Here is a 26,389-nt window from a genome sequence, read left to right on the forward strand (position 1 = left end):
CTTTTTATACCTCTACTTCTTTTCTAAGCTTTCTTCGATGAATTTCATACTCTTTAACACCTTTTTTCCAGCCGGATCTAACCTTTTCAATGGTTGATTCCTGTTGCTTAATTACAAAGTCATTTTTAGCTAAACAAAAATATGTTTTAGTGTCTAATTTGCAATTTTCACAATTAATGCAGTCCATAACCTTCTTTTTACCCCCGTCTCTTAATCATAATACTCAAATTCAATGTCGTCAATTTTCACCAAATCTCCTTCTTGAATTCCCATCTCCTTTAGCTCATCAATAATACCCCTCTTTCTAAGTACTTTTTGGAAATAAGCCAATGAATCCATATCATCAAAATTTGTTGAATTTACTAGTCTAGTTATAAACTTACCCTCAACTATATACTTATTATCTTCTCTACGGATGGTGAATAATTTTTCTTCCTCTGGATTAAAGACATACATCTTTTCTTCTTCATTGTTTTCAATCACCTCTGGGATTGTTTCTAGTTCCTTCAGCCTCTCAGCAGCATAGACCATCAAATCATCTATTCCTTCTCTAGTTGCGGCTGATATGGTAAACACCTTAATTCCCTTGGGTTTAAGAGCCTTTTTTATCAGTTCTACATTTTCTTGTGAACTAGGGATATCTGTTTTATTAGCGGCTACAATCTGGGGCTTAGTAGCCAGCTTCTCATTATAGAGCTTTAACTCTTGGTTTATTTTATCAAAATCCTCCAAAGGATCTCTACCTTCTATTCCTGCAGCGTCTAGAACATGGATTAGCAACTTTGTTCTCTCAACATGTCTAAGGAACTCATGACCTAAGCCTGTTCCTTCATGGGCCCCCTCTATTAGCCCTGGGATATCGGCTAAAACAAAGCTATCTCCGTATTTGGTACTTACCACCCCCAAATTTGGGGTAATGGTGGTAAAATGATAGTTGGCTATTTTAGGTGTAGCACTGGTTACCACCGATAACAATGTTGATTTACCTACATTAGGGAAGCCTACCAAACCTACGTCAGCTATCAATTTAAGCTCAAGAACAACAGAAACAATCTCTCCAGCCTCTCCTGCTATGGCAAACCTAGGAGCTTGTCTTGTTGCTGTTTTAAAATGGGTATTCCCCTTGCCGCCTTTACCACCCTTTGCAGCAACCACACGATCATCCTTATGGGTTAAATCGGCAATTATAGCCCCGGTTTTTTCATCTCGTATAATTGTACCTGGTGGCACATGGAGTTCAAGATTGGCACCATCCTTACCAAACATGTTTTTATTACCGCCATCTTCTCCACTTTCAGCTTTATAGTGCTTTTTATATCTAAAGTCCATTAATGTTCTCATGCCTTCGTCTACAACAAAAACTACGTCTCCACCTTTACCACCATCGCCACCGGCGGGACCCCCAGCAGGTACATACTTTTCTCTTCTAAAGGCTACTGCTCCGTCTCCACCTTTACCTGCCTTCAAATGAATTACTGCTTTATCTATAAACATTAAACCACCCTTATGTAATAGAGCACCTATACTCTTATTTGTATTTTACTTATTCAATAACTTTATTATATCAACTAAATCAATGCTGTCAACTATATTTATTATATCCATCCTTACAGAAGTAAATTAACTTACAATAAAACATCATGAATTTTACTAAATCCCCATTCCCTTCAATATATATATATTACTAGAAAAAATAGAAGGTGGTTTTTATATGGTTAAGAAAGCAAAAGAATTCTTTAGTACCTATACATTGATAATCGTGGTTATTTTTATAATCATTTCAATAATTCTCCTTCCTAAGGAATCAGTTGATGCCGCCTATAAGGGCTTAATGACCTGGTTTACTATAGTGTTGCCGGCCCTATTACCTTTTTTTATTGGCGCTGAGCTTTTAATTGGCTTAGGGGTTGTTAAGTTTATTGGGATTCTATTGGAGCCTTTAATGAGGCCCCTCTTTAATGTCCCTGGAGAGGGTTCCTTTGCATATGCCATGAGTATAACCTCTGGCTATCCCGTTGGAGCAAAAATAGTTAGCAGACTCCGTAAAGATAAAGTTCTAAGCACCGAGGAAGCCCAAAGGCTGGCTGCCTTTTGCAGCACTTCTGGTCCCCTTTTTATGTTGGGGGCCGTTGGTATCGGTATGTTTAAGTCAGTGGAGATCGGAATATTTATTGCCCTTTGTCATTACCTGGGATCCATCAGTGTAGGCTTACTATTTAGATTTTATAAAAGCCCTGCTTTGAATTTTTACAGCTCTACTCGAAGAAACATCTTTTCCGCTGCATTTAAGGAACTCAAGGCTACTAGAAGTAAGAATCCTCCTTTAGGTATACTTCTTGGCAATGCTGTAAGGGAATCCTTAAATACATTACTTGTTGTAGGCGGTTTTATTATACTTTTTTCTGTCATTATAAGGGTTTTAACCACCATTGGGATTATTGGGATTCTCTCTAACTTCCTCTTATTTTTTTTAAAGCCCTTAGGGATTACCTCATCCCTTACCAATGGCTTACTTACAGGAATTTTTGAAATAACCCTAGGATCTAAGCTGGTGGCAGAAACCTTTAGCAGCTGGATACTTCCCAAAATCACTGTAGCTGCCTTTATTATTGCATGGAGTGGTTTATCCATTAATGCTCAGGCTATCAGCTTTATTAGCACCACCGATATATCGGCTAAGATTTACTTGTTTTCAAAGTTTCTTCATGGCATAATGGCAGCGGTCTTTACAGTAATTTTATTCCCCTTCTTTTCTTCTAAGCTTCAGGTAACAAAGCCTGTATTTTTACAATATCCTGTATTAATGATGAAGGATCGGTTTATACAAAGTTTTTTATTTTCTATGGAGATTTTTATTATGATTATCCTATTTTTATTGCTGGTAGCCTCTATTATTGCCTTTTTCAATTATTTTAAAATGATTTTAAACTATAAAAAGAGATGAAGTTTAACCCTTCATCCCCTTTAACTCGCTTCGATTTTCTTTAATGATTTCGATAAGTTCCATTAGCTTACCTTCGGTTGTTGCCAGTAATTCATCAGCGTATTCCCGGGCACCTATCCGCATTTCCTTTGCGTTAGTTTGGGCTTGAGCAATAATCTCTTCAGCCTGTTTTGTAGAAAGCTTAGTGATTTCGTCTTTATCAACCATCTCCCGGATGTGTTTATTTGCTTCTTCTAATATAACATCGGCTTCCTGTTGGGCTTCAATAAGTATTCTCTGTCTTTCCTCCTTTATCCATTGAGCTTGCTTAATCTCATCAGGAAGCTGTATTCTAATTTCCTTAATGATCTCCAATACATCATTCCGGTCAATTAATACCTTATTGGCAAAGGGTATGGAGCTACCACTTTCAACTATATCTTCTAGTTCTTCTAAAAGCTTTAATACATTCATAAAGATCCCCCTTACTTACTAGATTATAGCTTATCTGTAATTGCTTTTTTGATTACTTCTGGCACTAACCCCTCAATGCATCCTCCTAATCGGGCCACCTCCTTAACAAGGCTTGAGCTTAAATAGGAGTTTTTGCTACTGGTCATTAAAAAAATGGTTTCAACCTCTGGATTAAGCTTCCGATTCATTAAAGCCATTTGAAACTCATATTCAAAATCTGATACCGCCCTAAGGCCTCTTATAAGCATGGATGCTTTTTTCTCCTTTGCATAATCCACAAGAAGACCTGTAAAGGTATCTACCTCTATATTAGAATAGGGTTTTATCACCTCTTTTATGAGCTGAACCCTTTCTTCTAAAGTAAATAGAGGGTTCTTATTTGGATTGCAGGATACTGCTACGATTACCTTATCACATAGCTTCGTAGCCCTTTCAATGATATCTAGATGACCATTGGTTACTGGATCGAAGCTTCCAGGATATATACCGATCTTCATTCTGTATCCTCCCTTAAATGATAAAAAGATATACTAGTGTTACCAAAGTTCTTCCTTCTATAACAAATAATCTGCCCTATCTCTTCTTGAATGAAATCCTTTTTATCATGTTCAACTACAATGATGCTGTTATGTTTTAATATTTTACTTTGTTCTATTTCAATTAGCACAGGCTCTATTAAATCCTTACAATAGGGTGGATCCATAAAGACAATATCGACTTTTATATTGCCATCCATCAGCTTCTTAATGGCAGCTATAGCATCGCTGGTTAGGATTTCACTATGATCTTGGAGCTTTGTTTTAAGAAGATTTTCTTTAATGATTTTGATACTATTAGGACTTTTATCAACGAAATAAGCCTTTGAAGCTCCCCTAGACAAAGCTTCGATTCCAAGATTTCCAGTGCCAGAAAACAAATCGACAATAATTGCATCCAGTACATCTAATTGTATAATATTAAAAATTGATTCCTTTACTCGATCTGAAGTTGGCCTTACATCCAATCCTTCAGGGGGCTTTAGTCTATGGCCTTTAGCTTTTCCGGCAATGACACGCATTTTCCCCCTCCTTATTGTGACAAATTTTTCTTTATTATCATTTTAACATAGTATGGGTTAATAGGGAAATATAAATACATGCTTAATGTTGAATGTTGAATGTTAAATGATGGAATAAATTTGCAAACAAATTTCATTATAATAATAAACATAAATAATTACACACACACGTCGTATTTAGTTTTGTTAAAAATGAAATTTCTTATGGAAATTTCTACAATAATTCAACATTTAACATTACTCATTTAACATTTGCCTTGGTTACATTACATTCCTCCATCTACACTAAAGCCTTCAAATTGCAGTTGTAACTTCTTCTTTAGCTGGGGATATTGCTCTAAGGTTAGCTTCGGATCTTCTTTTAATAACTTAGCAACTTGTTTTTCTGCAGTTTTTAAGATCTTAACATGCTTAAATATATTGGCAATTTTTAGCTCTGGTAGGCCATGCTGTCTTGTTCCAAAAAATTCTCCAGGGCCCCTTAAGGCAAGATCCTTCTCTGAAATAATAAAACCATCATTGGTTTCCACCATGGTTTTCATTCTTTCCCTAGCAATTGGATTTTTACCCTTATTGATTAATATACAATAGGATTGGTGGATGCCCCTGCCTACACGTCCCCGCAGCTGATGAAGTTGAGCCAAACCAAAGCGTTCAGCATTAACCACCAGCATAATATTTGCATTGGGGACATTCACTCCAACCTCTATTACTGTAGTCGAAACCAAAACTTGAATATTTCCTGCCTTGAAGTCTGCCATGATAGCCTCCTTTTCTTGGGGCTTCATCTTACCATGGAGGAGGGCCACTGAGTAATCCTGAAAAACTGAATGAGCTAATACTTCAGCTGTTTCAACCGCCGATTGGGCTTCTATGCTTTCCGACTCCTCCACCAATGGGCATACGATATAGGCTTGTCTTCCTTCTTTCAATTGCTTTTTAACAAAATTATATACTTTTTCTTCTTTATTTTCTCCAGCTTCATAGGTTTTTATTTCCTTCCTACCTGGTGGCAGCTGATCTATAATGGAAATATCTAAATCCCCATATAGTATCAATGCAAGGGTTCTGGGAATGGGAGTAGCAGTCATAACCAGAATGTGGGGATTAATCCCCTTATTGGCTAAAGTGGCTCGTTGCCTAACACCAAAACGGTGCTGTTCATCGGTTATTACTAAACCCAGATGTTTAAATTCTACATTCTCTTGGATAACTGCATGGGTACCTACAACAATATCAATTTCTCCCGACTTAAGACCTTGAAGTACTGCATCCTTTTTACCCTTGGTTAAGCTACCCACCAATAGGGCAATTCTTACTCCAAGGGGGCCTAAAAGCTCTGTTAAGCTCTCATAATGCTGCTGGGCCAAAATCTCAGTAGGGGCCATCATGGTTCCCTGACAATTATTTAATACCGCTAAATATAATGCGATAATGGCTACAATGGTCTTACCAGACCCCACATCACCCTGAACCAAACGATTCATCGGGGTTGTCTTCTTCAAATCCACCAATATTTCCCTCAAGGTCCTATCCTGTGCCTCTGTTAATTGAAAGGGCAATTTTGTCATAAGTTGATTCAGACCATCCTCCACCATAAAAGGAGTAGCATTCTTATTTTTGCTTAAATTCTTCTTTATGGAGGCAAGGGATAATTGCAGTAGAAAGAATTCATCAAAAATCAATCTATATTTAGCGATCTTCAGCTGTCTTTCATCTTCTGGAAAATGAATACCTTTAAGGGCGAAGGCTAAATCACAAAGCTTATTTTCCCTTCTTATGATCTCTGGTAAGAATTCTTCTATTAAATTCATTCCAAAGGGTAGCAGATGTTTTTGTAGCTTCACCAATTGATTTTGCTTAATACCTTCAGTTGATGGATAGATGGGCATGATTTTATCCACACCTTCCTCTTGGGTTTCCTCTATGGTAGAGTAAATCGGATTAACCATTTCTAAGCCATGGAGACCTCTTTTAACTTCACCATTGACCATTAGGGACATACCAGCCTTAAACTGATTTTTAAGATAGGCCATATTAAAAAAGGTTATAAAAATCCTACCTGTTTCATCCTTCAATGGAAATTGAATAATGGTCATTCTTCTACGGCTTTTAATAACTCTAGATGAGGCAACAACCTGACCATAAACTGTCACCTTTTCTCCTGGTATCAGCTGGTTTATTTTCTTAATCCTTCGCCGATCATCATAATCTCGAGGAAAATGATAAAGCATATCCATTAAAGTATGTATATTTAATTTTTTTAAATTTTCTGCAGTTTTAGGACCAACACCCTTTAGGTACTGAATGTTGGTATATAATGTATCCATTCCTTAACCCCCAATTACATCACATAGATATATTAAAAACGAAACAGCTAAGCTGTTTCGTTTAGATTTTATTCAATAGAGAAAATGTAGTAATATAGTGGTTGACCTCCATAATACACTTCAATATCGCAATGGGAATACAGCTCTTCAAGCTCCTCAGCCAATTGCTGGGCTTCTTCTTCCTTCAAATCCTGACCATAAAATAGGGTAATCATTCCATGATCTTCAGTTACGATTTTATCAAGTAGCTCTAAGGAAACACTTTTAATGTCCGCCCCTACAGCTTTTATCTCACTATCCCCTATACCAAGAATGTCTCCCGTCTTTATTGCAACATCATTATAGCTGGTATCCCTTACGGCATAGGTAACTTGACCGGTTGCTACATTCTTAATGGCTTCTTCCATTTCCTCTTGATTTTCTTCAGGAGAAAGCTCCATGTTGAAGACCAACATCGCGGAAACTCCCTGTGGTACAGATTTGGTAGGAATCACTATTACATTTTTAGAGGATATAAGCTTGGCTTGATTTGCTGCCATTATGATATTACTGTTATTGGGATATATAAAGATGGTATCAGCATCTATCTCCTCTAGGGCCTTTATAAAATCCTCTGTACTAGGATTCATCGTTTGGCCACCCTCAATAACATAATCTATACCAAAGTCTTTAAATATTTTTGTAAGGCCTTCCCCCATAGTAACGGTTATCATACCGTAGGGTTTCTTAATTTTGGGCTTTGGAAGGGATATCTCCTCCACCACCTCTTGGCGATGCTGTAGCTTCATATTATCAATTTTTATATCGGATAAATAACCCATATTAAGGCCTTCTTCAAGAACCTTTCCAGGATTATTGGTATGAATATGAACCTTAACGATATTTTCATTACCAACCACCAATAAAGAATCTCCATATGGCTCTAGGGTACTCCTGAACTCTTCTGTATCTACATTAGTGGCGTTAATCATAAACTCTGTACAGTAGGAGTATAACAGCTCCCCTGTATGATCATCTTCATAATTTAAAATTGCATTTAGGATTTCTTCATCTTCAACATCAGAAATATTCCCAGTTAAAGCACCTAATGCTCCTATGTATATATAAACTAAGCCTTTCCCGCCAGAATCAACAACTCCAGCTTCTTTTAATACCTTTAGCATATCTGGGGTTCTGCTTAGAGTATCTTCAGCCTGCTCTATTACCTTTTCAATAAAGGAAGCAATATTTTTTTCTTTTCTGGCAAGCTCCATGGCCCTTTCAGCGCTTTCTCTTGCCACCGTAAGGATAGTGCCCTCTACAGGCTTCATAACGGCCTTATAGGCTGTATCTGAGCCTGATTTTAATGCTATAGCTATATCCCTTGTGGTGAGCTTGGCTTTCCCCTTCACACCCTTGGCAAATCCTCTAAAAAGCTGGGATAATATTACACCAGAATTACCCCTGGCCCCCATTAAGGAACCATTGGCAAGGGCATTGGCAATATCTTCAATAGTATTAGATTTGCAGTTTTTCACTTCTCTAACAGCAGATTGCATTGTCAAGGCCATATTGGTTCCAGTATCACCGTCTGGCACCGGAAATACGTTCAGGGCATTCACTAATTGCTTATTCTTTTCTAAAGAATTTGCCCCTTCAATTATCATATTCTTTAAAAGTTGTTCATCTATATGTTCTATTATCAACCCTAGTACCTCCTTAGCTACTTTTCTACTCGAACGCCTTGAACATTTATATTAACCTTTTTAACATGCATACCTGTCAAGTGCTCTATGTTGTATTTTACCTTTTCAATTATATTATTTGCAACAACAGATATCCGTGTTCCAAATTCCACAATAACAAAGAGGTCAATAATAATTGTATCATTCTCAGTTTGTACCTTAACACCCTTGCTTAATTGCTCTCTTTTTATAAGTTCTACTAATCCACCTGCTGCTGATTTAGCTGCCATACCCACCAAACCATAGCATTCCATGGCTGATATACCTGCTATAGATGCAAGAACCTGATCATCTATAATGATTGTTCCAAATTCATTTGAAAGTTTTCCTGGCATGAATAACCCTCCTTAGATTTCTATTTATTCCCTTATACATTGTTATTCTTTATTATTACCACTTTAGGGTTGCCATCATCAAATTGTATAAGATTATTTGTATATGAATATTGTATATGAAATATCCAAATTGTTCAACTAAAAAGCAACAATGAAACCCCTCACTGATTTTTTTTCTATTTTTTTTGTAGGATTAGGAATAATATCAATATAAATATTGCAAAAATATCATCATTGTGATAATATTATTATGTTTTTAAGTTGCCCTTGATTGAAGGAGGTGTTATCATGGCAAAGGTTTGTGATGTATGTGGAAAGGGAAAAGTTTTTGGAAGTCAGGTGAGCCACTCTAACCGACACTCAAAAAGAACTTGGAGCCCTAACTTAAGAAGAGTAAAAGCTATAGTTAACGGTACACCAAGAAGAATTAGTGTATGTGCAAGATGTTTAAGAGCTGGAAAAGTTGAAAGAGCTTTATAATTAAATTTTCACCATGATATAAAAGCCACCATAAGGTAGGCTTTTTATATTTTATAGCTTAAATATAATGATTCCAACTAAAATAAAACCACATCCAAACATGAAAATCCATGCTTTAAAGGGTATTACATAAATCATGATACATATACCAATAACACAGCATATTAAGCCCATAAGATTTCCTAATGAAAAGCTTCGTCTTCTTTTATACATAAGTTCACCTACTTTTAATGCTTCTTGTATTTATCATATGCTGAAAGTAAAAAAGTGCCACTATTTTTTATCAATGTGGCACCTTTACCTATTCCTTTAATCTTCTTCACTGCTTTGGAAAACCAATAGTACCCCCTCCGATAATTGAATACTTCCCTTTTCTCCCTTTATCATATTACTGACTCCTATGGAAGCCCCCATGGTAATATCGTAGTTGTTAAGGGGATACTCCATTCCCTTTAGGGTAACACCCTTTACCAATGAAGTTATTGGGATTATTGAAAGGGTTTTGCCATTTATTCTATCCAACTCTAAAAAACTTGAAGTAATAGTAACTCGATTGGTTTCATTTAAAATAACCCCTTCAATTCCGCTGTTTAGAATTTTGTAAAGGAGAAGCATATTGCTTATGCTATGATCCCATCTAGAACCAACCCCACCTACAATGGTTATAAGCTGGGGCTTTAGCTCCATGGCATAATCAATAGCCAGCTCTGTATCGGTAAAATTCTTTCTTGCAGGATATTCATAAATCTCTACATGGTGATTTTTCATCCATTGCAAATCTCTTTCATCTATAGAATCAAAATCCCCCATTAAAATATCAGGCTTTATATTTAATAGACGCAAATACTTCGCTGCACCATCAGCGCAAATAACATAGTTGTGATTAGAAAGTAATTCTTCTAAAAACTTTAAATCGCCTATTTCTCCATTAGCAATAATTAATACCCGCATCGATTTCCTCCATCATTCTATTAGTCAAGGGCGTTTCTTTTTAAGGTATCCACTGCGGTTTTTATATCACCACTGTTAAAAATTGCACTACCAGCAACTATAATATTTGCCCCTGCCTTCACAACCTCCTGAATATTATCAGCCTTAATACCACCATCCACTTGAATATCTATATTCAGGCCTCTTGTTGTGATAAGTTCCTTTAAAGCTTTTATTTTGGGAAGGGTTGAAGGGATAAAGCCTTGCCCACCGAAGCCTGGATTAACCGTCATTAACAATACCATGTCTAAATCCTCTAAAACATATTCCAATACATTAAGAGGCGTTGCTGGATTAAGGGAAATGGCAGCCTTTACCCCATGGGATTTTATGAATTGAAGGGTTCGATGAAGATGAACTACAGCTTCACTATGAACTGTTATAATATCCGCTCCAGCCTTCACAAAATCCTTTATATATTGATCTGGATTTTCAATCATCAGATGAACATCGAAGGGTAGTTGGGTTTTACCCTTTAAGCTCTCCACCACCAATGGTCCAATTGTGATATTGGGAACGAAATGTCCATCCATAACATCAATGTGAAGTAGATGACAGCCTGCTTCCTCTACCTTTTTAACATCCTCCAGCAGCCTAGAAAAATCTGCCGATAGAATAGATGGTGCTAATTTTATCATTTTATTATCATCCTTTCCCTCCACTCAAGGTGTAAATAGAACATCATATGTGCTTTTTATTGAATATTGTACATAGGCTTGGTATTAACATTCCATTTTCAATTGTCAAGTAAGATTAATACTTCCTATTTCCTCGTATCTCTTCCAATAGCTGCAAATAGCTTTCATATCTACTTTCACTGATTTCTCCAATACTAACAGCCTCTTTTATTCCACATTGGGGCTCCTTTTCGTGGAGGCAAGAGGTAAATTTGCATTCCTCACTGGGCTTTAAAAATTCCGGGAAGTAGTGGGTAAGCTGTAACTCTCCAGTGAAATCCATCCGTAGATTGCTAAATCCAGGAGTATCTACTACCCATCCCTTTTGATCTAGGGGGATTAGCTCCACATGCCTTGTAGTATGTTTTCCTCTCTCTGTCTTATTACTAACCTCTCCTGTTTGCAGATGAATATTGGACTGTACATGATTTAATAATGAAGATTTCCCTACACCCGATGGTCCTGCCACCACAGAGACCCTTTCAGCTAAAGCCTGTCTTAAATCATCAAGACTTATGGGATGATCCTTACTGGTTGTGATTACCTTATAGCCCACTCTACTATAAATATCTAACATCCACTGATATTCCTCCAAAGGAAGAAGATCTATTTTATTAAAGCAAATGACAATATCCAAGTCTTCTTTTTCAGCAAGAATTAAAAAACGATCTAATAAAGAAAGATTGGGGTCTGGTTGAGTTACTGCAAAAACTACAATTACTTGATCTACATTGGCGACTGGTGGACGAAAGAGCATATTTCTTCTAGGTTTAATTTCTTCAATTACGCCTTTTTTCTCTTCTACATCTAAAACCGTAAAAAACACATAATCGCCTACCATAGGAGTTAAGTTGTTTTTTCTAAAGATTCCCCTTGCCTTACACTCAAATAACCCTTCTTCTGAATCAATGTAATAAAAACCGCCAATCCCTTTTATGATCCTGCCTTCCCTCATTTAATTCCTCCTAAAAAGTTATTTCTATGGTGTCATAAAGATTCCCATTTACATATATTTCAAAGGTCTGTTGTCCCGAACTCCTGACTTCTAAATTAACATCTCTTCCATCCTTAGATATGTCTCGGGTTATGGTTTCAATTCTGACTCTACCATTGTTGGTCAACTGAAAAATTTCGATATCCACGATTCCAGAATAGCCATCCAACTTGAAATAGATAGGTCTTGTGGATATTGGCACACCGGTATTTGTATCATCTTCTCCATCTTCGTCATCTCCAGGTTGTGGATCTTCATCATTACCTTCACCATCTCCAGGTTGAGGTTGGGGTTCTTCACCAGCCTCAGGCCCTAAGCTAACTACAAGGTCTACTTCGCTATTTTCTAAGGTTTCTGTTTGAGGCTGTATACTCTGTTCAATAATCAATCCTACCTCTACTTCACTGTTTTCTCTTGAGACAGTACCAATAGATATTCCTAAAGGTTTTAAAGTTGCTTCAGCGCTTTCAAGGGTTGATCCTATTAAACTGGGCATAAGGATGGTAGCCAGTTCTTTCCCTTTACTAACAACATAATTTACCTCAGAATTCTCTGGAATCTCCAAACCTGCCCTTGGGTTTTGATCAATTATCACACCTATTGGCAAGTCACTGAAATCTTCAGTTACCTCACCTTCCTCTAGATTGGCCTCCTTCAATAGCAATTTTGCATCAAAGCCATTTTGGTTTATCAAGTTAGGTACTTTTACCAAACGGCTGCCAGCACTAACGGATACATTAATGGTTTGTCCCTTTTTCACCTTCATACCAGCAGAAGGACTTTGACTTCTTACATGATTAACAGGAACCTCACTGTCAAATCTTTCAGTAATATGAATATTTAGTTCTAATTCCTCTATTATGGTTTTAGCCTCATCAATATCCTTACCCACCAGTGGTGGTACCTCTACATCATCGGTTTTCAACCAGCTACCTGCATAGAAGAAGGCCGTTACACCAATAGCTGCCATTAAAGCAAGGAGGATTGCAATCGTTACTAACCATTTACTTAGCTTCTTTTCCTTTACCGGCGGCTCTTTTCTTCTAGATTTATGGGTTACCCTTTCAGCCTTATCCCTAACAGTTTTACCATACATATCCTCACTAATTACAGGTATCACCTGAGTAGGGGAATCCGTCTCACTAATTCGGCTACCAAATACCCTCGTAGATGGATCATTCTTTAAATGGTTTAAATCGTCAATTAAATCTTGAGCAGTTTGATATCTTGATGACTGTTCCTTCTGCATCAGCTTTAAAATAATTTCCTCTAATCCTGATGGCAGATCTTCGATAATCTTTGATGGTTCCTTTGGTTTTTCCTGTATTTGCTTCAATGCAACTGTAATAGGGCTTTCACCCTCAAAGGGCACCTTTCCTGTAGCCATTTCATATAAAACGATTCCTAAGGAATAAAGGTCTGACTTTTCATCGGTATAGCCGCCTCTGGCCTGCTCTGGTGAGAAATAATGAACAGATCCTATTACACTACCGGCATTGGTAATAGTAGATGAAGTAGCTGCAACAGCAATGCCAAAATCCGTTACCTTAGCCCTACCATCGGCAGTTACCAGAATATTATGGGGCTTGATATCTCTATGGACTATATGGTTGTTATGGGCGTGCTTTAGTGCATAGGCAATTTGCTTACCGAAATCAATAATCTCATTAAAGCTTAAATGACCCTTCTCCTTGATGATTTCCTTTAAAGTTTTACCAGCTACATATTCCATTACAATATAATAAATACCTTCATCCTCACCTACATCATAGATATTTACTATATTGGGATGGGATAGGCTTGCAGCTGCCTGAGATTCCCTTCTAAATTTATCAAGAAGGTCTTTATCGGCTACAAATTCTGGTCTTAGGATTTTAACAGCAACATATCTATTCAACAAAGTACATTTCGCTTTATAAACAATGGCCATCCCGCCACCACCTATTTTTTCTACGATTTCATAGCGATTACCTAGATTTTTTCCGATCATTATCTTCACCTGCCTTCCCCATTTAAGAGATTATTTTTTATCATTATGATGGTTATGTTATCATATCCTCCCCTGAAGTTGGCAAGGTCCACCATTTCCTGACAAGCCCTTTGACAGTCCTCCATCTCTAGGGCATATTTCTCAATTTCATACTGATCTACAAAATTACTTAAACCATCTGTACACAATATTAGAGTATCTCCTACGCTAAAATCGATTGAAAAAACATCGGCTTTAACCTGCTGATCAGTTCCTAAAGCTTTGGTTATAATATTCTTTTGTGGGTGCTTTAGAGCTTCCCTCTCAGAAATACTGCCCTTTCTTAAAAGCTCAGCTACCAAGGAATGATCTTGGGTTATTTGTTTTATCTTCCCTTCTTTGATAATATAGCCGCGACTATCTCCTATATGACCAATATATAATTTGTCTTCATGATATAAAGCAAGGGTAGCCGTCGTTCCCATACCATCGCAGCCATCATCTTGATTGCTTCTATTAAGAATTTCTGTGTTGGCACGATTAAAGGCTTCAAAAATGATACCCTTTATAGACTCATCCTCATTTTCATCGAGGATGTATTTTAATAAATGTTCCTTAATAGTTTCAATAGCCAATTCACTGGCTACTTCACCACTGTTATGGCCTCCCATACCATCTGCCACAATGAATAGCATTAATGGATCCTCTAAAACCCAATAATGATCTTCATTATTATCCCTTACCTTACCAACATCTGTAACGGCCCCTACCTTCATTCTTCCAACCTCCCACCTTTATGAGTTGTAACTAGTTCATTACTTTTTACTCATGATGTTATTTCCATTTTATTCTTCATTCTTCATTCTTCATTCTTCATTCTTCAGGTGGCTATTTCTTAGCTGTCCGCAGGCAGCATTGATGTCTGATCCCATTTCTCTTCTAATGGTGGTTTCAATTCCATTCTTTTTCAATGTGGTTTCAAAAGTTTTAACTGTAGCATTATTGGACTTTTTATGATTACCCTCAACTACTTCGTTTATAGGAATTAAATTTATGTGACACAATAGGCCCCTTAAGAGCTTTGCCAACTGTTGAGCATGGGATACCTCATCATTTACGCCCTTAATCAAGGCATATTCAAAGGTTATCCGTCGATTATTTTTTGTTAAATAATATCTGCAAGCATCCATTAATTGAGTAATCGGATATCTTTTTGCTATTGGCATGAGGTTTTTTCTTAATTCATCCGTTGGTGCGTGAAGGGAAATTGCTAAATTAATGGGTATTTGTAAATCTGCTAATTTCCTAATTTCTGGTGCTAAGCCACAGGTAGACAGGGTTATATGTCTATTCCCAATGTTTAATCCCTTTTCATCATTTACAATATGTAAAAAACGTATTGCCTCATTAAAATTATGTAGGGGTTCGCCACTTCCCATAATAACTACATTACTGATTCTTTCTCCTAAATCCTCTTCCATTGCCAGAAGCTGTCCAATCATTTCGCTGGCCTTAAGATGCCGAATTAAACCTCCCTTTGTAGAGGCACAGAAGCTACAGCCCATGCTACACCCCACCTGTGAGGATATACAAGCCGTGAGCCCATGCTTATAGCTCATTACTACACCTTCTATTATATTATAATCCTCTAGTAAAAATAAATATTTAATTGTGCCATCTATTTTAGATACCAGCTTTTTTTCAACCCTTACCCTATTGATATAGGCCCTTGACTTTAATTCTTCTCTAAGTTTTTTTGAAAGGTTGGTCATATCATCAAAGGACTTTACTCCCTTATAAAGCCACTGGAATACCTGGTTGCTACGGAATTTTGGTTCCCCTAACTGCTGAATATATTCTGATAACTCTTCACTGGTAAAGTTTAAAATATCGATCAAACTAAATCCTCCTCAGACATTTTAAGATTTTCTGATGATTTTAGATATAAAGAAACCATCTGTCCCATCCATTCCAGGGTATAGCTGTAGCATAGCCTCTTGATGATTGCCTGGTATAAAGCTATGGTATTCCTTTGAGATATCTATTAGCTGATAATTCTTGTTATGATTTAAAAAGGTCTCTACCACCTTGTGATTTTCCCTAGGATCTATGGTACAGGTGCTATATACTATGGTACCACCTATTTTTAAGTATTTAGCAGCATTGGATAATATTTTAGCTTGCATCTCGGTTAAGGCCTTAATATCCTCATTGGTTTTTCGATATTTGATTTCAGGCTTCCGCCTAATAATTCCTAATCCAGAGCAGGGGGCATCCACCAATACCCCATCAGCCTTTCCTAAAAGGTTTTCATCTAACTCTATTCCATTAAACTCTTGGGTTTCAATAATATTCACCCCTAATCTCTTGCCATTGGATTGTACCAGCTTTAATTTATGGGGATGAATATCTCTAGCCAATATCCTTCCCTGATTCTTCATAAGTTGAGCAATATGGGTGGTTTTTCCACCTGGAGCACTACAGACATCAATAACAAAATCCCCCTCCTTAGGATCAAGGATTTTTGCTATTAACATAGATGCAAAATCCTGTATATAAATATGTCCCTTTTTCAATTCCTCCAACTGTTGAAGATTCTTCTCTCCCTTTATCACCAAGGCTTCGTCAATATACCCACTCCTATGAATGGTAAAGCCCTTTCCTTCAAGGCTCTTTAGGACATCAGCTACACTTGCTTTTAAGGTATTTACCCTTACATAAAGCTCCGGTTTACCATTGTTAGCCTCTAATATTTTTTCCGTAAAGGAAGGATCAAAGAACTTCAAAAAGGTATTCACCATCCATAGGGGATGTGAATATTTTAGGGACAGATAAAGAGGTAAGTCATCAGCCCTTGAGGGCATATGGATTTCACCCTTTTTCCGTAAAATATTTCTTAGCACACCATTGATAAAGCCTGAGGTCTTTTTGCAATATTTTTTTGAAAGCTCCACAGATTCATTGATTGCTGCGGAGGGAGGGATCTTGTCTAAAAATAATAATTGGTACAGGGCCAATCTAATGAGGATCAAGGCATAGGGGTGGATTTTTTTCAGCTTTACAGACGAAAATTGACCAATAATATAGTCCAGCTTCATTTGATTTTCCAAAACACCATATACCAGCTCCGTTAAAAATCCCCTATCCACTGGGGTATAGGGATTTTCCTTGATCTCCCTGTTTAAGGCTATATTCGAATAGGCCTCCTTCACATCAATCTGATAAAGAACCCTTAGAGCCCCTTCTCTTGCAGTCATATTCCTTCCTCCTAGCTATATATCCCCATAAAAAGCAAAGGCTCCTATGGCCTTTGCTATCTTCTTCTATTTCTTAATAATATTAATCTTAATAGCTGTGCCACAGATGCCGCCATAGCTGCAACATAGGTAAGTGCAGCAGCCCTTAAAACTCTTTGTGATGATTGCTGCTCTTCACCAGCAATAAATCCCCCATCTGCCAATAATCTTATGGCTCTACTACTGGCATTAAACTCCACTGGTAGGGTAACAACCTGAAATGCTACTGCTGCGCCAAATAAAAGAATGCCTATTTGAAATAATCCATCGTATCCTAGAAATAAACCCCCAATGATAAAGAACCATGCAGCTGATGAGCCAAAGCTGGCAATAGGAAATATTGCATTCCTCAAGGTTAGTGGAGCATATCCGCCTGCATGTTGAAGAGCATGACCCACCTCATGGGCAGCTACACTCACTGAGGCAATGGAAGAACCATTATAAACAGCTTGGGACAGCCTAACAACCCTTTTTCTTGGATCATAGTGGTCTGTCATATGGCCTTGAGAAGGCTCTACTGGGATATCTCTTAGATTATAAGAGTCTAATATCCCTCTGGCAACATCAAAGCCAGTATAGCCTTTTCTTGTAGGAACCCTTAAATAATTATTAAAGGTACTTTTTACCTTACTTTGAGCATATAAAGTAAAAATTATCGCCGGTATTAATACAATCATGGTTTCATCCACTGGAAAAAACATAAACTCACTCCTTTATAAAATGTATTATCGCTTTTTCTACCTCTTCAATATCTGCTTCAGTGTTAAAGCAAGGGCCTTCGGGCCTTTTATTAACCACGGCTACTACTGGGATACCCTTTACATCCTTTAAACCACTAATTAAGTCCCTCTCACAGGCTATTGCAATAATTGCCTGTGGTTTGGTTTTGCTAATGATCTTTCTTGCCAGACTACCACCAGTAACAATATTAATGGAAACACCATACTTTTCCTTCATCTCCAAAAGCTTATCTACATCGCATTTGCCACACCTTTTACAGTTATCTATATTATGGGTTATTTTGTGGGGACAAAAGGATTTTTGAAGACAGTGGGGCGTTAACAATAAGATATCCTGTCCACTAATTTCGTAGGTGTTAGCCATCACCAACTGATTATTTATTAGGGTATAGGTTCTGCCTATATCCTCAGTTCTTATTCCCAAGGCTTTTCCAATATAGGAGGTTATGGGAAATAATAACATAAGACTGAGCTTAGCAAAGGGACTTATATAGGTTGGTATAGGTATATTATACCACATTAGGATGGCTGAGCTTATAGTAGTTAATAATATAACTAGGATAAAAACCAATAATCCAAGAGAAACTCCTGCCAATAGCCTAGCAAAGGTTAAATCCCTATGAAAATACAAGGTTATGGCAAGGGCAATTAAAGCTATAATCACAAGGGCAGTAATAGCAATAACCACGATAAAATTTTTATGATATTTATCCTTTATACACACGTTATGAAAGCTCATTTTCCTCACCTAAAACTATGCCTTTTTCTATAGTATTACCAACAAGATATTCTTTAACAGTCATACGTTTACCACCGCTAAATTGTAGCTCTTCAATAATTAATAAGCCCTTTGAAGTTCCAACATAGATCCCTTCCTTGGAAACTTCTATAATCTTCCCTGGTAGATACTCCTCATCAATATTTTCAACCCTACCACGCCAAATCTTCATGGTACGATTTATGTAAGTAGTAAAGGCACCTGGCCATGGAATGGTACCTCTAATTAAATTTTTAATTTTAATTGCCTCATTGGCCCAATGAATTTTGCCTAAGTCTTTACTCATAATTTTTGCGTAGGTTGCTTCTTCATCCTTTTGGGGCTCCCTCTCAACCCCTCCAACCTCTATCAGGTCAATGGTTTTAGTTAAAACCTCTGCTCCTATAATCGAAAGTCTATCATGTAGCTCTCCAGCGGTTTCATCAGGCTTAATGGCAATTTTTTCCTTTAGGATCATATCTCCAGTATCTAGGCCCTCCTCCATATACATGGTTGTCACACCAGTTGATGCCTCACCGTTGATAATTACCCAATTAATTGGAGCAGCTCCACGATATTTTGGTAAAAGAGATGCATGTACATTTATACATCCAAAGGGTGGGATATTTAAAATCCTTTTTGGTAATATATGTCCATAGGCTACAACAATAATTAAATCTGGTTCTAAATCGTTAACAATCTCAAATACCTCGTCGGTCTTCATATTTTCTGGTTGATAAACGATTAGTCCTGCTTCTTGGGCAACCTCCTTTACCGGCGGCATAGTAAGTTTATTCCCCCGCCCCTTAGGCTTGTCGGGTTGGGTAAATACCCCAATGATCTCATGACCTTCTTCTATAAGGGCTTCTAGACATGGTACGGCAAAATCAGGAGTCCCCATAAATATTATTCGCATTTTAACACCTCTAATCTTCCTTAACAACTAAATCAGTGAATAGTACACCATTCAGGTGATCGATCTCATGGCATAGGGCTACCGCTAATAGGTCCTCACCAGTAATAATTACTTCTTCACCCTGGCGATTTAATCCTTTGGCCACAACCCTTTTTGGTCTAACAACCCTACCCGATCTACCTGGAAGGCTCAGACAACCTTCCTCCTCACATTGTTGACCTTCCTTTTTAAGGATTTCTGGATTAATTAGTTCGATAATCCCATCACCAATATCGATTACAATGATTCTCTTCAGTATCCCTATTTGGGGTGCCGCCAGACCTACTCCTTCAGCATGGTACATAGTCTCAGCCATGTCCTCCAATAATTGTATAATTTTATCATCAATTTTATCTACTGTTTTTGATTGCTTTCTTAATACTGGATCATCATCTTTTCTAATTATTCTAATGGCCATATTCTTCCTCCTTTTTTACATTAAATTATAGGGATTTATATCAATACCAGCTAAAATTCCTTTAGGCAGATATTTCTGTCGATGTTGTATAAAAAAATATCTAATTAATCTCTTTAAGGTTCCTAGCTCTACTCCATGATCCTTAAGAAGTATTTGGTATCTATATTTATTATTGATTTTAGGTATAATTGCTGCATTGGGACCCAATAACATATCATTCATACTCTGATATCCCTTAGACTGAAGAATATACCTTATACCATCAGCAATTTTATTAACATACTGAAATAACTCATCATCCCTTCCTCCACTAAAGTTGAGGGCTATTAAGTTGTTGAAGGGGGGATATGCAAATTCCTTTCGAATTTCCAACTCCTCATTATAAAAGCCTTTGAAATCATGTTTAGATGCAGTAACGATACTAAAATGATTAGGATCATAGGTTTGTAAAACTACCCTTCCAGCTTGGAGGCTTCTACCTGCCCTACCGGCCACCTGAGTAATTAATTGAAAGCTCCTTTCAGATGCTCTGAAATCAGGTAGGTTTAATGTAGAGTCTATAGAGATAATCCCCACTAGGGTAACATTGGGAAAGTCTAGTCCCTTTGAAATCATCTGGGTTCCAATTAAAATATCCTTATTGCCCTTTTTAAAATCTGCAAGGATTCTCTCATGGGCACCCTTTTTTCCAGTAACATCTAAGTCCAGTCTTGCTACTCTAGCCCCTGGAAATTGCCCTTCTATTACCCTCTCCAGCTTTTGTGTTCCTGCTCCAAAGTACTTAATCCTATTACTGTTACAACTAGGACAGCTGGTGGGGGCAGATATTTTTAAGCCACAATAGTGGCAATTCAAACTTTTAGTCCCCATGTGGAAGGTCATGGATATATCACAATGATTACACTTTACCACATGACCACAGCTTCTACAGGAGACAAAGGTAGAGTAACCTCTTCTATTTAGGAATAATATTGTTTGCTTTTTCTTTTCTAGGTTTTCCATAATCAATGACTTAAGTCTATTACTTAATATACTTGTATTACCAGTATCAAGCTCTTCCTTCATATCTATTACTTCTACCTCAGGCAACTTGGCCATCTGAGGTCTTTTTTCTAAGGTCCTTAATTTGATTTCGCCCTTCTGGGCCTTATAATAGTTTTCTATAGAGGGGGTAGCAGATCCTAAGACCACCACTGCCTTCTCTGTCATTCCCCTTAGAAAAGCTATATCAATAGCATGGTATTTAGGGTTTTGTTCAGATTTATAGGTTTGCTCGTGCTCTTCATCGACGATAATTAAACCCAAATTATTAAAGGGGGCAAATATTGCCGATCGAGCACCTATAACCATATCAACCTTACCCTCTGAAATTCTCCTCCACTCGTCATATCTCTCACCTTCAGAGAGGTTACTATGAAATACTGCAATACCCTCTCCAAATCGTCCTCTAAAGCGTTCCACCGTTTGAGGCGTTAAGGATATTTCCGGTACCAGAATAATCCCTTCCTTCCCTTCAGCCTTAGCAACCTCCATCAGCTGTAGGTAGATTTCAGTTTTCCCACTTCCAGTGATTCCATGAATTAAATAGTTATTAGACCTATTATCTATTATATCCCCTACAATTTCTTTAATGATATTTTCCTGTTCTTCTGTAGCCTTTAGCTTTGGATATAATTCAACCTCATCGGTAGAAAAAGGGTTTCTTTTACTCTCCTTTTCAAAGATGGTAATAAGGCCCTTGGCTTCTAAAGCTCTTATGGTGGCATTGGTTGTGTTTATTGTCTTTGTTATATCAGTAGTTTTAGCTTCACGATGTTTTAATAAGTATTCTAACATGGCCACCTGTTTAGGGGCTCGATTTAACTCATTAAGGACAATGTCTATCTCCTCAATGGTTTTTTTCAGCTTAACATATTGCTCTCGTTTGATATTAACCCTTGAGGATAACTGGTATTCAATATCTAAATAACCTTCCTCCTCTAAGGATTTTATTGCTTGATAACAGTCCTTAAAGGGTAGGGTTTTATTGATGAGATCTTGAGATAGTGAACCCCCATGCTCCTCCAGTAGCATCATTATCTGCATTTGTTTATGCTGCTGGTGAGGAATAAAGTTCCTCCAATTTTCTTTTGTTAAATGTAAAATTCTCTTCTCCTTATTTACGATGCCAGTGGGAATAATACAATGGATGGCCTCAATAAACTTACACATATATTTTTTCCTCATCCAAAAAACCATTTTTATCTGATTTTCCGACAGGATGCTATGATAATCTAGTGGTGTTATAATCTCCTTTAGCTTTAAAGATTCCTCTTTAATTACAGCTATATTCAGCAGGTAGGCTTCCAGTCTTTTATTTCCTTTCCCAAAGGGAACTAAAACCCTCATTCCAATTTTTAGGATGTTAATTAGATGGGGTGGAATTAAATAGTCAAATAATTTATCCGTTTGATGGCTATTATTGTCAACAATTACCTGAGCAACCAGCTTTTTAGAATCCATTATTTCACCCCCATGCTTATTATATCAAATTACCTATGTTATAGTAATAGGTTTTACTTGTACTATAAGATTCTCAATACGAATGCTATTGAAAAACCTCCATCTTCTATTTTGTAAAAATCCAGCAGGCAAACCACTACCTTGTTTCACCGAATTTGTTACATCCCGAATATGAAGGCTTACATACTTTGATGATTTTTGAGCTTTTCATCGAAGGATTCTCTTTTAAATTGATTTAACAATTTTATCTAGTACCTTATGGGCTACTTCCAGCTTTGTCATCTTATCAAGCTTCGTCGTATCTTCCTTTGAATCTATTAAATAGACTACATTGGTGTCCTTTCCAAAGCCTGCACCCTCTTCAGTTAAATCATTTGCTACAATTAGATCGAGGTTTTTCTTCTTAAGCTTATTCTTAGCATACTCTATAATATCGTTGGTTTCGGCAGCAAAGCCAACAAGGTATTTGTTTCCCTTTCGCTTTCCTAGCTCCATCAAAATGTCTGGATTCCTTACTAGCTTAATATATAAATCATCATCCTGCTTTTTCATCTTCTGAGGATGGGTAGCTTCTGGCCTATAATCGGCTACTGCAGCAGACTTTATAATAATATCATTTTCTTCAAAGTTCTCTAGCACGCGATCATACATTTCCTCTGCTGTGTTTACTCTAATAAATTCCATACCAGCAGGGGGTTTTAAGTTGGTAGGGCCAGATATAAGGGTAACTTCTGCCCCTCTGCCATGGGCGGCCTCTGCTATGGCATAACCCATTTTTCCAGTTGAATGGTTGGTTAAGTACCTTACAGGATCAATGGCTTCTATTGTGGGCCCTGCTGTAATTAAAAGCTTCTTACCCTTTAGATCTGCCTCCATCGATAGGAGCTCTGTAACATAAACAATGATTTTTTCAACCTCACACAGCTTCCCGACTCCTAATTCACCACAGGCTAATCGACCACTGGCTGGATCAATAAAAGCATATCCCAATGCCTTTAGCCCTTCAATGTTATTTTGTACGATGGGGTTTAGATACATTTTTGTATTCATTGCGGGAGCAAATACAACCTTAGCAGTTGAGGCCATAATAGTAGTGGAAAGCATATCATCTGCTATCCCATTGATAACCTTCCCTATGATATTGGCTGTAGCTGGGGCTACTAAAATCAAATCTGCCTTTTGAGCTAAGCTAATATGCTCAATATCCCAATATCTAGGGGTATCAAACATATCTACTGTTACGGGATTTTGACTTAAAGCCTGAAAGGTTTGAGGATTCACAAAATGAGTTGCAGATTCAGTCATAATCACGTTGATTTCTGCCCCTAGCTTCTTCAAGCTACTGGTTATATCACAAGCTTTATAAGCCGCTATACCACCGGTTACTCCAATTACAATTTTTTTGCCTTTAAGCATATTCAAAACATTCCTTTCTAGCAAAGAAAAGCAATTTATTATTTATTCACTATTACTTGTACTTATTCCTTATTACCTATTACCTATTACCTATTACCATAGTTCTAACTTCCCTACTTATTTGCTTCTTCATTATACTTAGTATAATTTACTGCATCTTCATAAATCTCTTGTGTGGCAATTGATACGGGTTTTTTTGATTGAGGGTTAACCAAAAGCTTATCCCCGTCTATTATCTGTCTTGCTCGCTTTGAAGCTGCCAGCACTAAAGTATATCTACTATCAACCTTCTTCAATAAATCGTTAATTGATGGATATAACATCTTTATCATCTCCTTGTCTAATTAATATCTAGTTATTATATCTTCATATTGCCTTATTACCCTACAACCCTCTGCTCTAAGGATGGCCTCAATATCCTGAATAGCCCCTTCTACATTGTCATTTACTATAGCATAATCATATTTAATCACTTGATTAATTTCCTTTAATGCAGAGCTGTATCGTTTATTGATATCCTCCATGGTTTCTGTACCCCTATTTATAATTCTATTCTTCAACTCTTCTAGGGATGGAGGCAAGATAAATACAAAAACCCCTTCATTGAATTTCTCTTTAATTTGTAAGGCTCCATCTATATCTATCTCTAATAATACATCATTGCCAGCCTCAAGATTATCTAATACATATTTTTTGGGGGTTCCATAAAAATTATCATAAACCTTGGCATATTCCAAAAGTTCATCTTCTTGAATCATATTTTTGAAGGCATCGGTGTCAATGAAAAAGTAATTAATGCCATCTACTTCTCCTTGTCTAGGTTTACGGGTTGTTGCTGAAATAGATGCCTTTATATGGGGATTTTCTTCAAGAAGCAGCTTGCAGATTGTTCCTTTACCTGCTCCCGATGGACCTGATATTACTATTAGTAAGCCTTTTTTTCTCATAAACTCTCCTCTTTCTAGCTACCCTTCCTGACAGTCAGTATTCTCTACATCCTTATTCTGATCCTTTGAATTTAGTCTATGGGCTACGGTTTCCGGTTGAACAGCAGATAGTATGATATGATCGCTATCGGTGATAATGACGGCCCTTGTTCTTCTACCATAGGTTGCATCTACCAGCATTCCCCTATCTCTAGCCTCTTGAATAATTCGCTTTATAGGTGCTGATTCGGGACTTACAATAGCAATAATTCTATTACCAGAAACAATATTTCCAAATCCAATATTTATTAGTTTTATACTCATTTATAGACCCCCTATTCAATATTTTGAACCTGTTCCCGCATCTTCTCCAATTCACTTTTTATATTCACTACAATATTGGTTGTCGTTAAGTCATTTGCCTTTGAACCAATGGTGTTAACCTCTCTGTTCATTTCTTGAATAATAAAGTCCAGCTTTCTACCCACTGAGTCCTCTTCCTTCATAGCCTGCTTAAACTGCTTAATGTGGCTATCAAAGCGGACAATCTCCTCAGTTACGCTGCTTTTATCTGCAAAAATAGCTACCTCCATAATAATTCGATTATCATCGACTGTATAGGCATCATCAATAAGCTCCTTGATCCTATCGGTTAACTTTTTCCGATATTCCTCAACAATTATTGGACTCCTATCCTCTATTTCTTTAACCATATCTTTAATAATATCCAGTCTTTTTATGATATCTTGGTTTAGCTGTTGTCCTTCTCTTTCCCGCATTTCAGTAAGCTTTTCTAAAGCTAAAATAAGAGCCTCCTCCATACAGCTCCAAATTTCATCTTCATTTGCCTCTTCCTTTTCGATACGAATCACATCAGGAAACTTAGTTATTAGAGATATGCTAACATCGTTTTTGATTTCAAGTTCTTTATCCAAGGCCTTCATAGCCTTTAAATATTCCTTAGCAAGGGCAATATCAGGAATAACCTTAACATCGGTATCCCCAATGTTTTCAAAGCTAATAAAGGCTTCTACCCTTCCTCTTTTTATATAGTCTTTAATTCGCTGTCGAATCTTTTCTTCTAGATATGTAAAAATCTTTGGCATTTTTATGCTTGTGTCAAGGTATCTATGATTCAGCGACTTAAGCTCAATCATGAACTTTTTATGCTCCGATTGGGCCTCTCCTCTACCAAAACCAGTCATACTTTTTATCATCTTATTCATCCTTCCGTTAAGAAAATAAACAGAAATTTACTCATTTAATATTTTATACCTCATTAATGATTATTACAATAGTAATGATGGTTGAAATGAAGAATTAAGAATGAAGAATTAAGAATGTAGAATTTATGATGAAACATGAGTACACATTTCTTTTAACTTAACTGCTAAATTTTCAACTATCCTTCATTCATTTTCCCTAT

At 37.1% G+C, this 26,389-nt stretch carries 28 protein-coding genes; 2 read left to right on the plus strand and 26 right to left on the minus strand.

The window, feature by feature from the left end:
* Positions 1-4 precede the first annotated feature (4 nt).
* Both F8153_RS00805 and obgE read right to left on the minus strand, forming a co-directional pair.
* Positions 5-187 (minus strand): hypothetical protein, encoded by a 183-nt coding sequence (locus F8153_RS00805; RefSeq protein WP_151864446.1) that lies wholly within the window; start codon positions 185-187, stop codon positions 5-7.
* 23 nt (positions 188-210) lie between these two features.
* Positions 211-1,494 (minus strand): GTPase ObgE, encoded by a 1,284-nt coding sequence (gene obgE, locus F8153_RS00810; protein WP_151864447.1) that lies wholly within the window; start codon positions 1,492-1,494, stop codon positions 211-213.
* Between the two features lie 217 nt (positions 1,495-1,711).
* Here obgE and ylbJ point away from each other — a divergent pair, with 217 nt between their 5' ends.
* Complete coding sequence (gene ylbJ, locus F8153_RS00815; protein WP_151864448.1) at positions 1,712-2,944, plus strand: sporulation integral membrane protein YlbJ; 1,233 nt, start codon at positions 1,712-1,714, stop codon at positions 2,942-2,944.
* 3 nt (positions 2,945-2,947) lie between these two features.
* Here ylbJ and F8153_RS00820 read toward each other — a convergent pair whose 3' ends face one another.
* From F8153_RS00820 to F8153_RS00845, 6 genes are all read right to left on the minus strand, one after another.
* Positions 2,948-3,397, minus strand: a complete 450-nt coding sequence (locus tag F8153_RS00820; protein WP_151864449.1) for an ATPase — start codon at positions 3,395-3,397, stop codon at positions 2,948-2,950.
* A gap of 23 nt (positions 3,398-3,420) precedes the next feature.
* The gene (gene coaD, locus F8153_RS00825) at positions 3,421-3,894 is read right to left on the minus strand and encodes a pantetheine-phosphate adenylyltransferase (RefSeq protein ID WP_151864450.1); all 474 of its coding nucleotides are present in this window, start codon (positions 3,892-3,894) and stop codon (positions 3,421-3,423) included.
* A complete protein-coding gene (gene rsmD, locus F8153_RS00830; RefSeq protein ID WP_151864451.1) occupies positions 3,891-4,454 on the minus strand; it encodes a 16S rRNA (guanine(966)-N(2))-methyltransferase RsmD in 564 nt (187 codons plus the stop codon). Before rsmD ends, coaD begins: the two co-directional genes overlap by 4 nt.
* A gap of 266 nt (positions 4,455-4,720) precedes the next feature.
* Positions 4,721-6,784 carry an ATP-dependent DNA helicase RecG gene (recG, locus tag F8153_RS00835; RefSeq protein ID WP_151864452.1) on the minus strand — a complete coding sequence of 688 codons (2,064 nt, stop codon included), beginning with the start codon at positions 6,782-6,784 and terminating at the stop codon, positions 4,721-4,723.
* A gap of 68 nt (positions 6,785-6,852) precedes the next feature.
* Positions 6,853-8,466, minus strand: coding sequence for a DAK2 domain-containing protein (locus F8153_RS00840; RefSeq protein ID WP_192929605.1), 1,614 nt, complete (start codon positions 8,464-8,466; stop codon positions 6,853-6,855).
* A 20-nt stretch (positions 8,467-8,486) separates the two neighbouring features.
* A complete protein-coding gene (locus F8153_RS00845; RefSeq protein WP_151864454.1) occupies positions 8,487-8,843 on the minus strand; it encodes an Asp23/Gls24 family envelope stress response protein in 357 nt (118 codons plus the stop codon).
* A 288-nt stretch (positions 8,844-9,131) separates the two neighbouring features.
* Here F8153_RS00845 and rpmB point away from each other — a divergent pair, with 288 nt between their 5' ends.
* Complete coding sequence (rpmB, locus tag F8153_RS00850) at positions 9,132-9,323, plus strand: 50S ribosomal protein L28 (RefSeq protein WP_151864455.1); 192 nt, start codon at positions 9,132-9,134, stop codon at positions 9,321-9,323.
* 51 nt (positions 9,324-9,374) lie between these two features.
* Here the strand turns inward: rpmB and F8153_RS15885 are convergent, their stop codons facing one another.
* The 18 genes from F8153_RS15885 to F8153_RS00935 all read right to left on the minus strand — a co-directional run bounded on the left by F8153_RS15885 (position 9,375) and on the right by F8153_RS00935 (position 26,180).
* Positions 9,375-9,536 (minus strand): hypothetical protein, encoded by a 162-nt coding sequence (locus F8153_RS15885; protein WP_192929589.1) that lies wholly within the window; start codon positions 9,534-9,536, stop codon positions 9,375-9,377.
* Positions 9,537-9,632: 96 nt separating this feature from the next.
* Entirely contained in the window at positions 9,633-10,274 is a 642-nt protein-coding gene (locus F8153_RS00855) for a thiamine diphosphokinase (protein ID WP_151864456.1), read from the minus strand.
* A 20-nt stretch (positions 10,275-10,294) separates the two neighbouring features.
* On the minus strand, positions 10,295-10,951 hold the full coding sequence (gene rpe / locus F8153_RS00860; RefSeq protein ID WP_151864457.1) for a ribulose-phosphate 3-epimerase: 657 nt from the start codon (positions 10,949-10,951) through the stop codon (positions 10,295-10,297).
* Positions 10,952-11,066: 115 nt separating this feature from the next.
* Positions 11,067-11,945, minus strand: a complete 879-nt coding sequence (gene rsgA, locus F8153_RS00865) for a ribosome small subunit-dependent GTPase A (protein WP_151864458.1) — start codon at positions 11,943-11,945, stop codon at positions 11,067-11,069.
* Positions 11,946-11,955: 10 nt separating this feature from the next.
* Positions 11,956-13,974, minus strand: coding sequence for a Stk1 family PASTA domain-containing Ser/Thr kinase (gene pknB / locus F8153_RS00870; RefSeq protein WP_243136860.1), 2,019 nt, complete (start codon positions 13,972-13,974; stop codon positions 11,956-11,958).
* A gap of 5 nt (positions 13,975-13,979) precedes the next feature.
* Positions 13,980-14,729 (minus strand): Stp1/IreP family PP2C-type Ser/Thr phosphatase, encoded by a 750-nt coding sequence (locus tag F8153_RS00875; RefSeq protein WP_151864460.1) that lies wholly within the window; start codon positions 14,727-14,729, stop codon positions 13,980-13,982.
* Positions 14,730-14,819: 90 nt separating this feature from the next.
* Complete coding sequence (gene rlmN, locus F8153_RS00880) at positions 14,820-15,851, minus strand: 23S rRNA (adenine(2503)-C(2))-methyltransferase RlmN (RefSeq protein WP_151864461.1); 1,032 nt, start codon at positions 15,849-15,851, stop codon at positions 14,820-14,822.
* A gap of 21 nt (positions 15,852-15,872) precedes the next feature.
* Complete coding sequence (gene rsmB, locus F8153_RS00885; RefSeq protein ID WP_151864462.1) at positions 15,873-17,210, minus strand: 16S rRNA (cytosine(967)-C(5))-methyltransferase RsmB; 1,338 nt, start codon at positions 17,208-17,210, stop codon at positions 15,873-15,875.
* A gap of 56 nt (positions 17,211-17,266) precedes the next feature.
* Positions 17,267-17,950, minus strand: coding sequence for a zinc metallopeptidase (locus F8153_RS00890; protein ID WP_151864463.1), 684 nt, complete (start codon positions 17,948-17,950; stop codon positions 17,267-17,269).
* 4 nt (positions 17,951-17,954) lie between these two features.
* On the minus strand, positions 17,955-18,728 hold the full coding sequence (locus F8153_RS00895) for a DUF116 domain-containing protein (RefSeq protein ID WP_151864464.1): 774 nt from the start codon (positions 18,726-18,728) through the stop codon (positions 17,955-17,957).
* Positions 18,715-19,662, minus strand: a complete 948-nt coding sequence (gene fmt, locus F8153_RS00900; protein ID WP_151864465.1) for a methionyl-tRNA formyltransferase — start codon at positions 19,660-19,662, stop codon at positions 18,715-18,717. The genes F8153_RS00895 and fmt overlap by 14 nt, the downstream gene beginning before the upstream one ends.
* Before the next feature lie 10 nt (positions 19,663-19,672).
* Entirely contained in the window at positions 19,673-20,119 is a 447-nt protein-coding gene (def, locus tag F8153_RS00905; protein ID WP_151864466.1) for a peptide deformylase, read from the minus strand.
* A gap of 15 nt (positions 20,120-20,134) precedes the next feature.
* Positions 20,135-22,621 (minus strand): primosomal protein N', encoded by a 2,487-nt coding sequence (gene priA / locus F8153_RS00910; protein WP_151864467.1) that lies wholly within the window; start codon positions 22,619-22,621, stop codon positions 20,135-20,137.
* A 225-nt stretch (positions 22,622-22,846) separates the two neighbouring features.
* On the minus strand, positions 22,847-24,037 hold the full coding sequence (gene coaBC / locus F8153_RS00915; RefSeq protein ID WP_151864468.1) for a bifunctional phosphopantothenoylcysteine decarboxylase/phosphopantothenate--cysteine ligase CoaBC: 1,191 nt from the start codon (positions 24,035-24,037) through the stop codon (positions 22,847-22,849).
* A 113-nt stretch (positions 24,038-24,150) separates the two neighbouring features.
* Positions 24,151-24,360 (minus strand): DNA-directed RNA polymerase subunit omega, encoded by a 210-nt coding sequence (rpoZ, locus tag F8153_RS00920; RefSeq protein WP_151864469.1) that lies wholly within the window; start codon positions 24,358-24,360, stop codon positions 24,151-24,153.
* A gap of 21 nt (positions 24,361-24,381) precedes the next feature.
* Complete coding sequence (gmk, locus tag F8153_RS00925; RefSeq protein ID WP_151864470.1) at positions 24,382-24,984, minus strand: guanylate kinase; 603 nt, start codon at positions 24,982-24,984, stop codon at positions 24,382-24,384.
* An 18-nt stretch (positions 24,985-25,002) separates the two neighbouring features.
* Positions 25,003-25,287: an extracellular matrix/biofilm regulator RemA gene (gene remA / locus F8153_RS00930; RefSeq protein WP_151864471.1), complete on the minus strand. Its 285-nt coding sequence runs from the start codon at positions 25,285-25,287 to the stop codon at positions 25,003-25,005.
* Between the two features lie 11 nt (positions 25,288-25,298).
* Positions 25,299-26,180, minus strand: coding sequence for a YicC/YloC family endoribonuclease (locus tag F8153_RS00935; protein WP_151864472.1), 882 nt, complete (start codon positions 26,178-26,180; stop codon positions 25,299-25,301).
* Between the last annotated feature and the right edge of the window lie 209 nt (positions 26,181-26,389).

Origin of the sequence: Alkaliphilus serpentinus (genome assembly GCF_009017255.1) — a bacterium.
Taxonomy (GTDB): Bacteria; Bacillota; Clostridia; order Peptostreptococcales; family Natronincolaceae; genus Alkaliphilus_D; species Alkaliphilus_D serpentinus.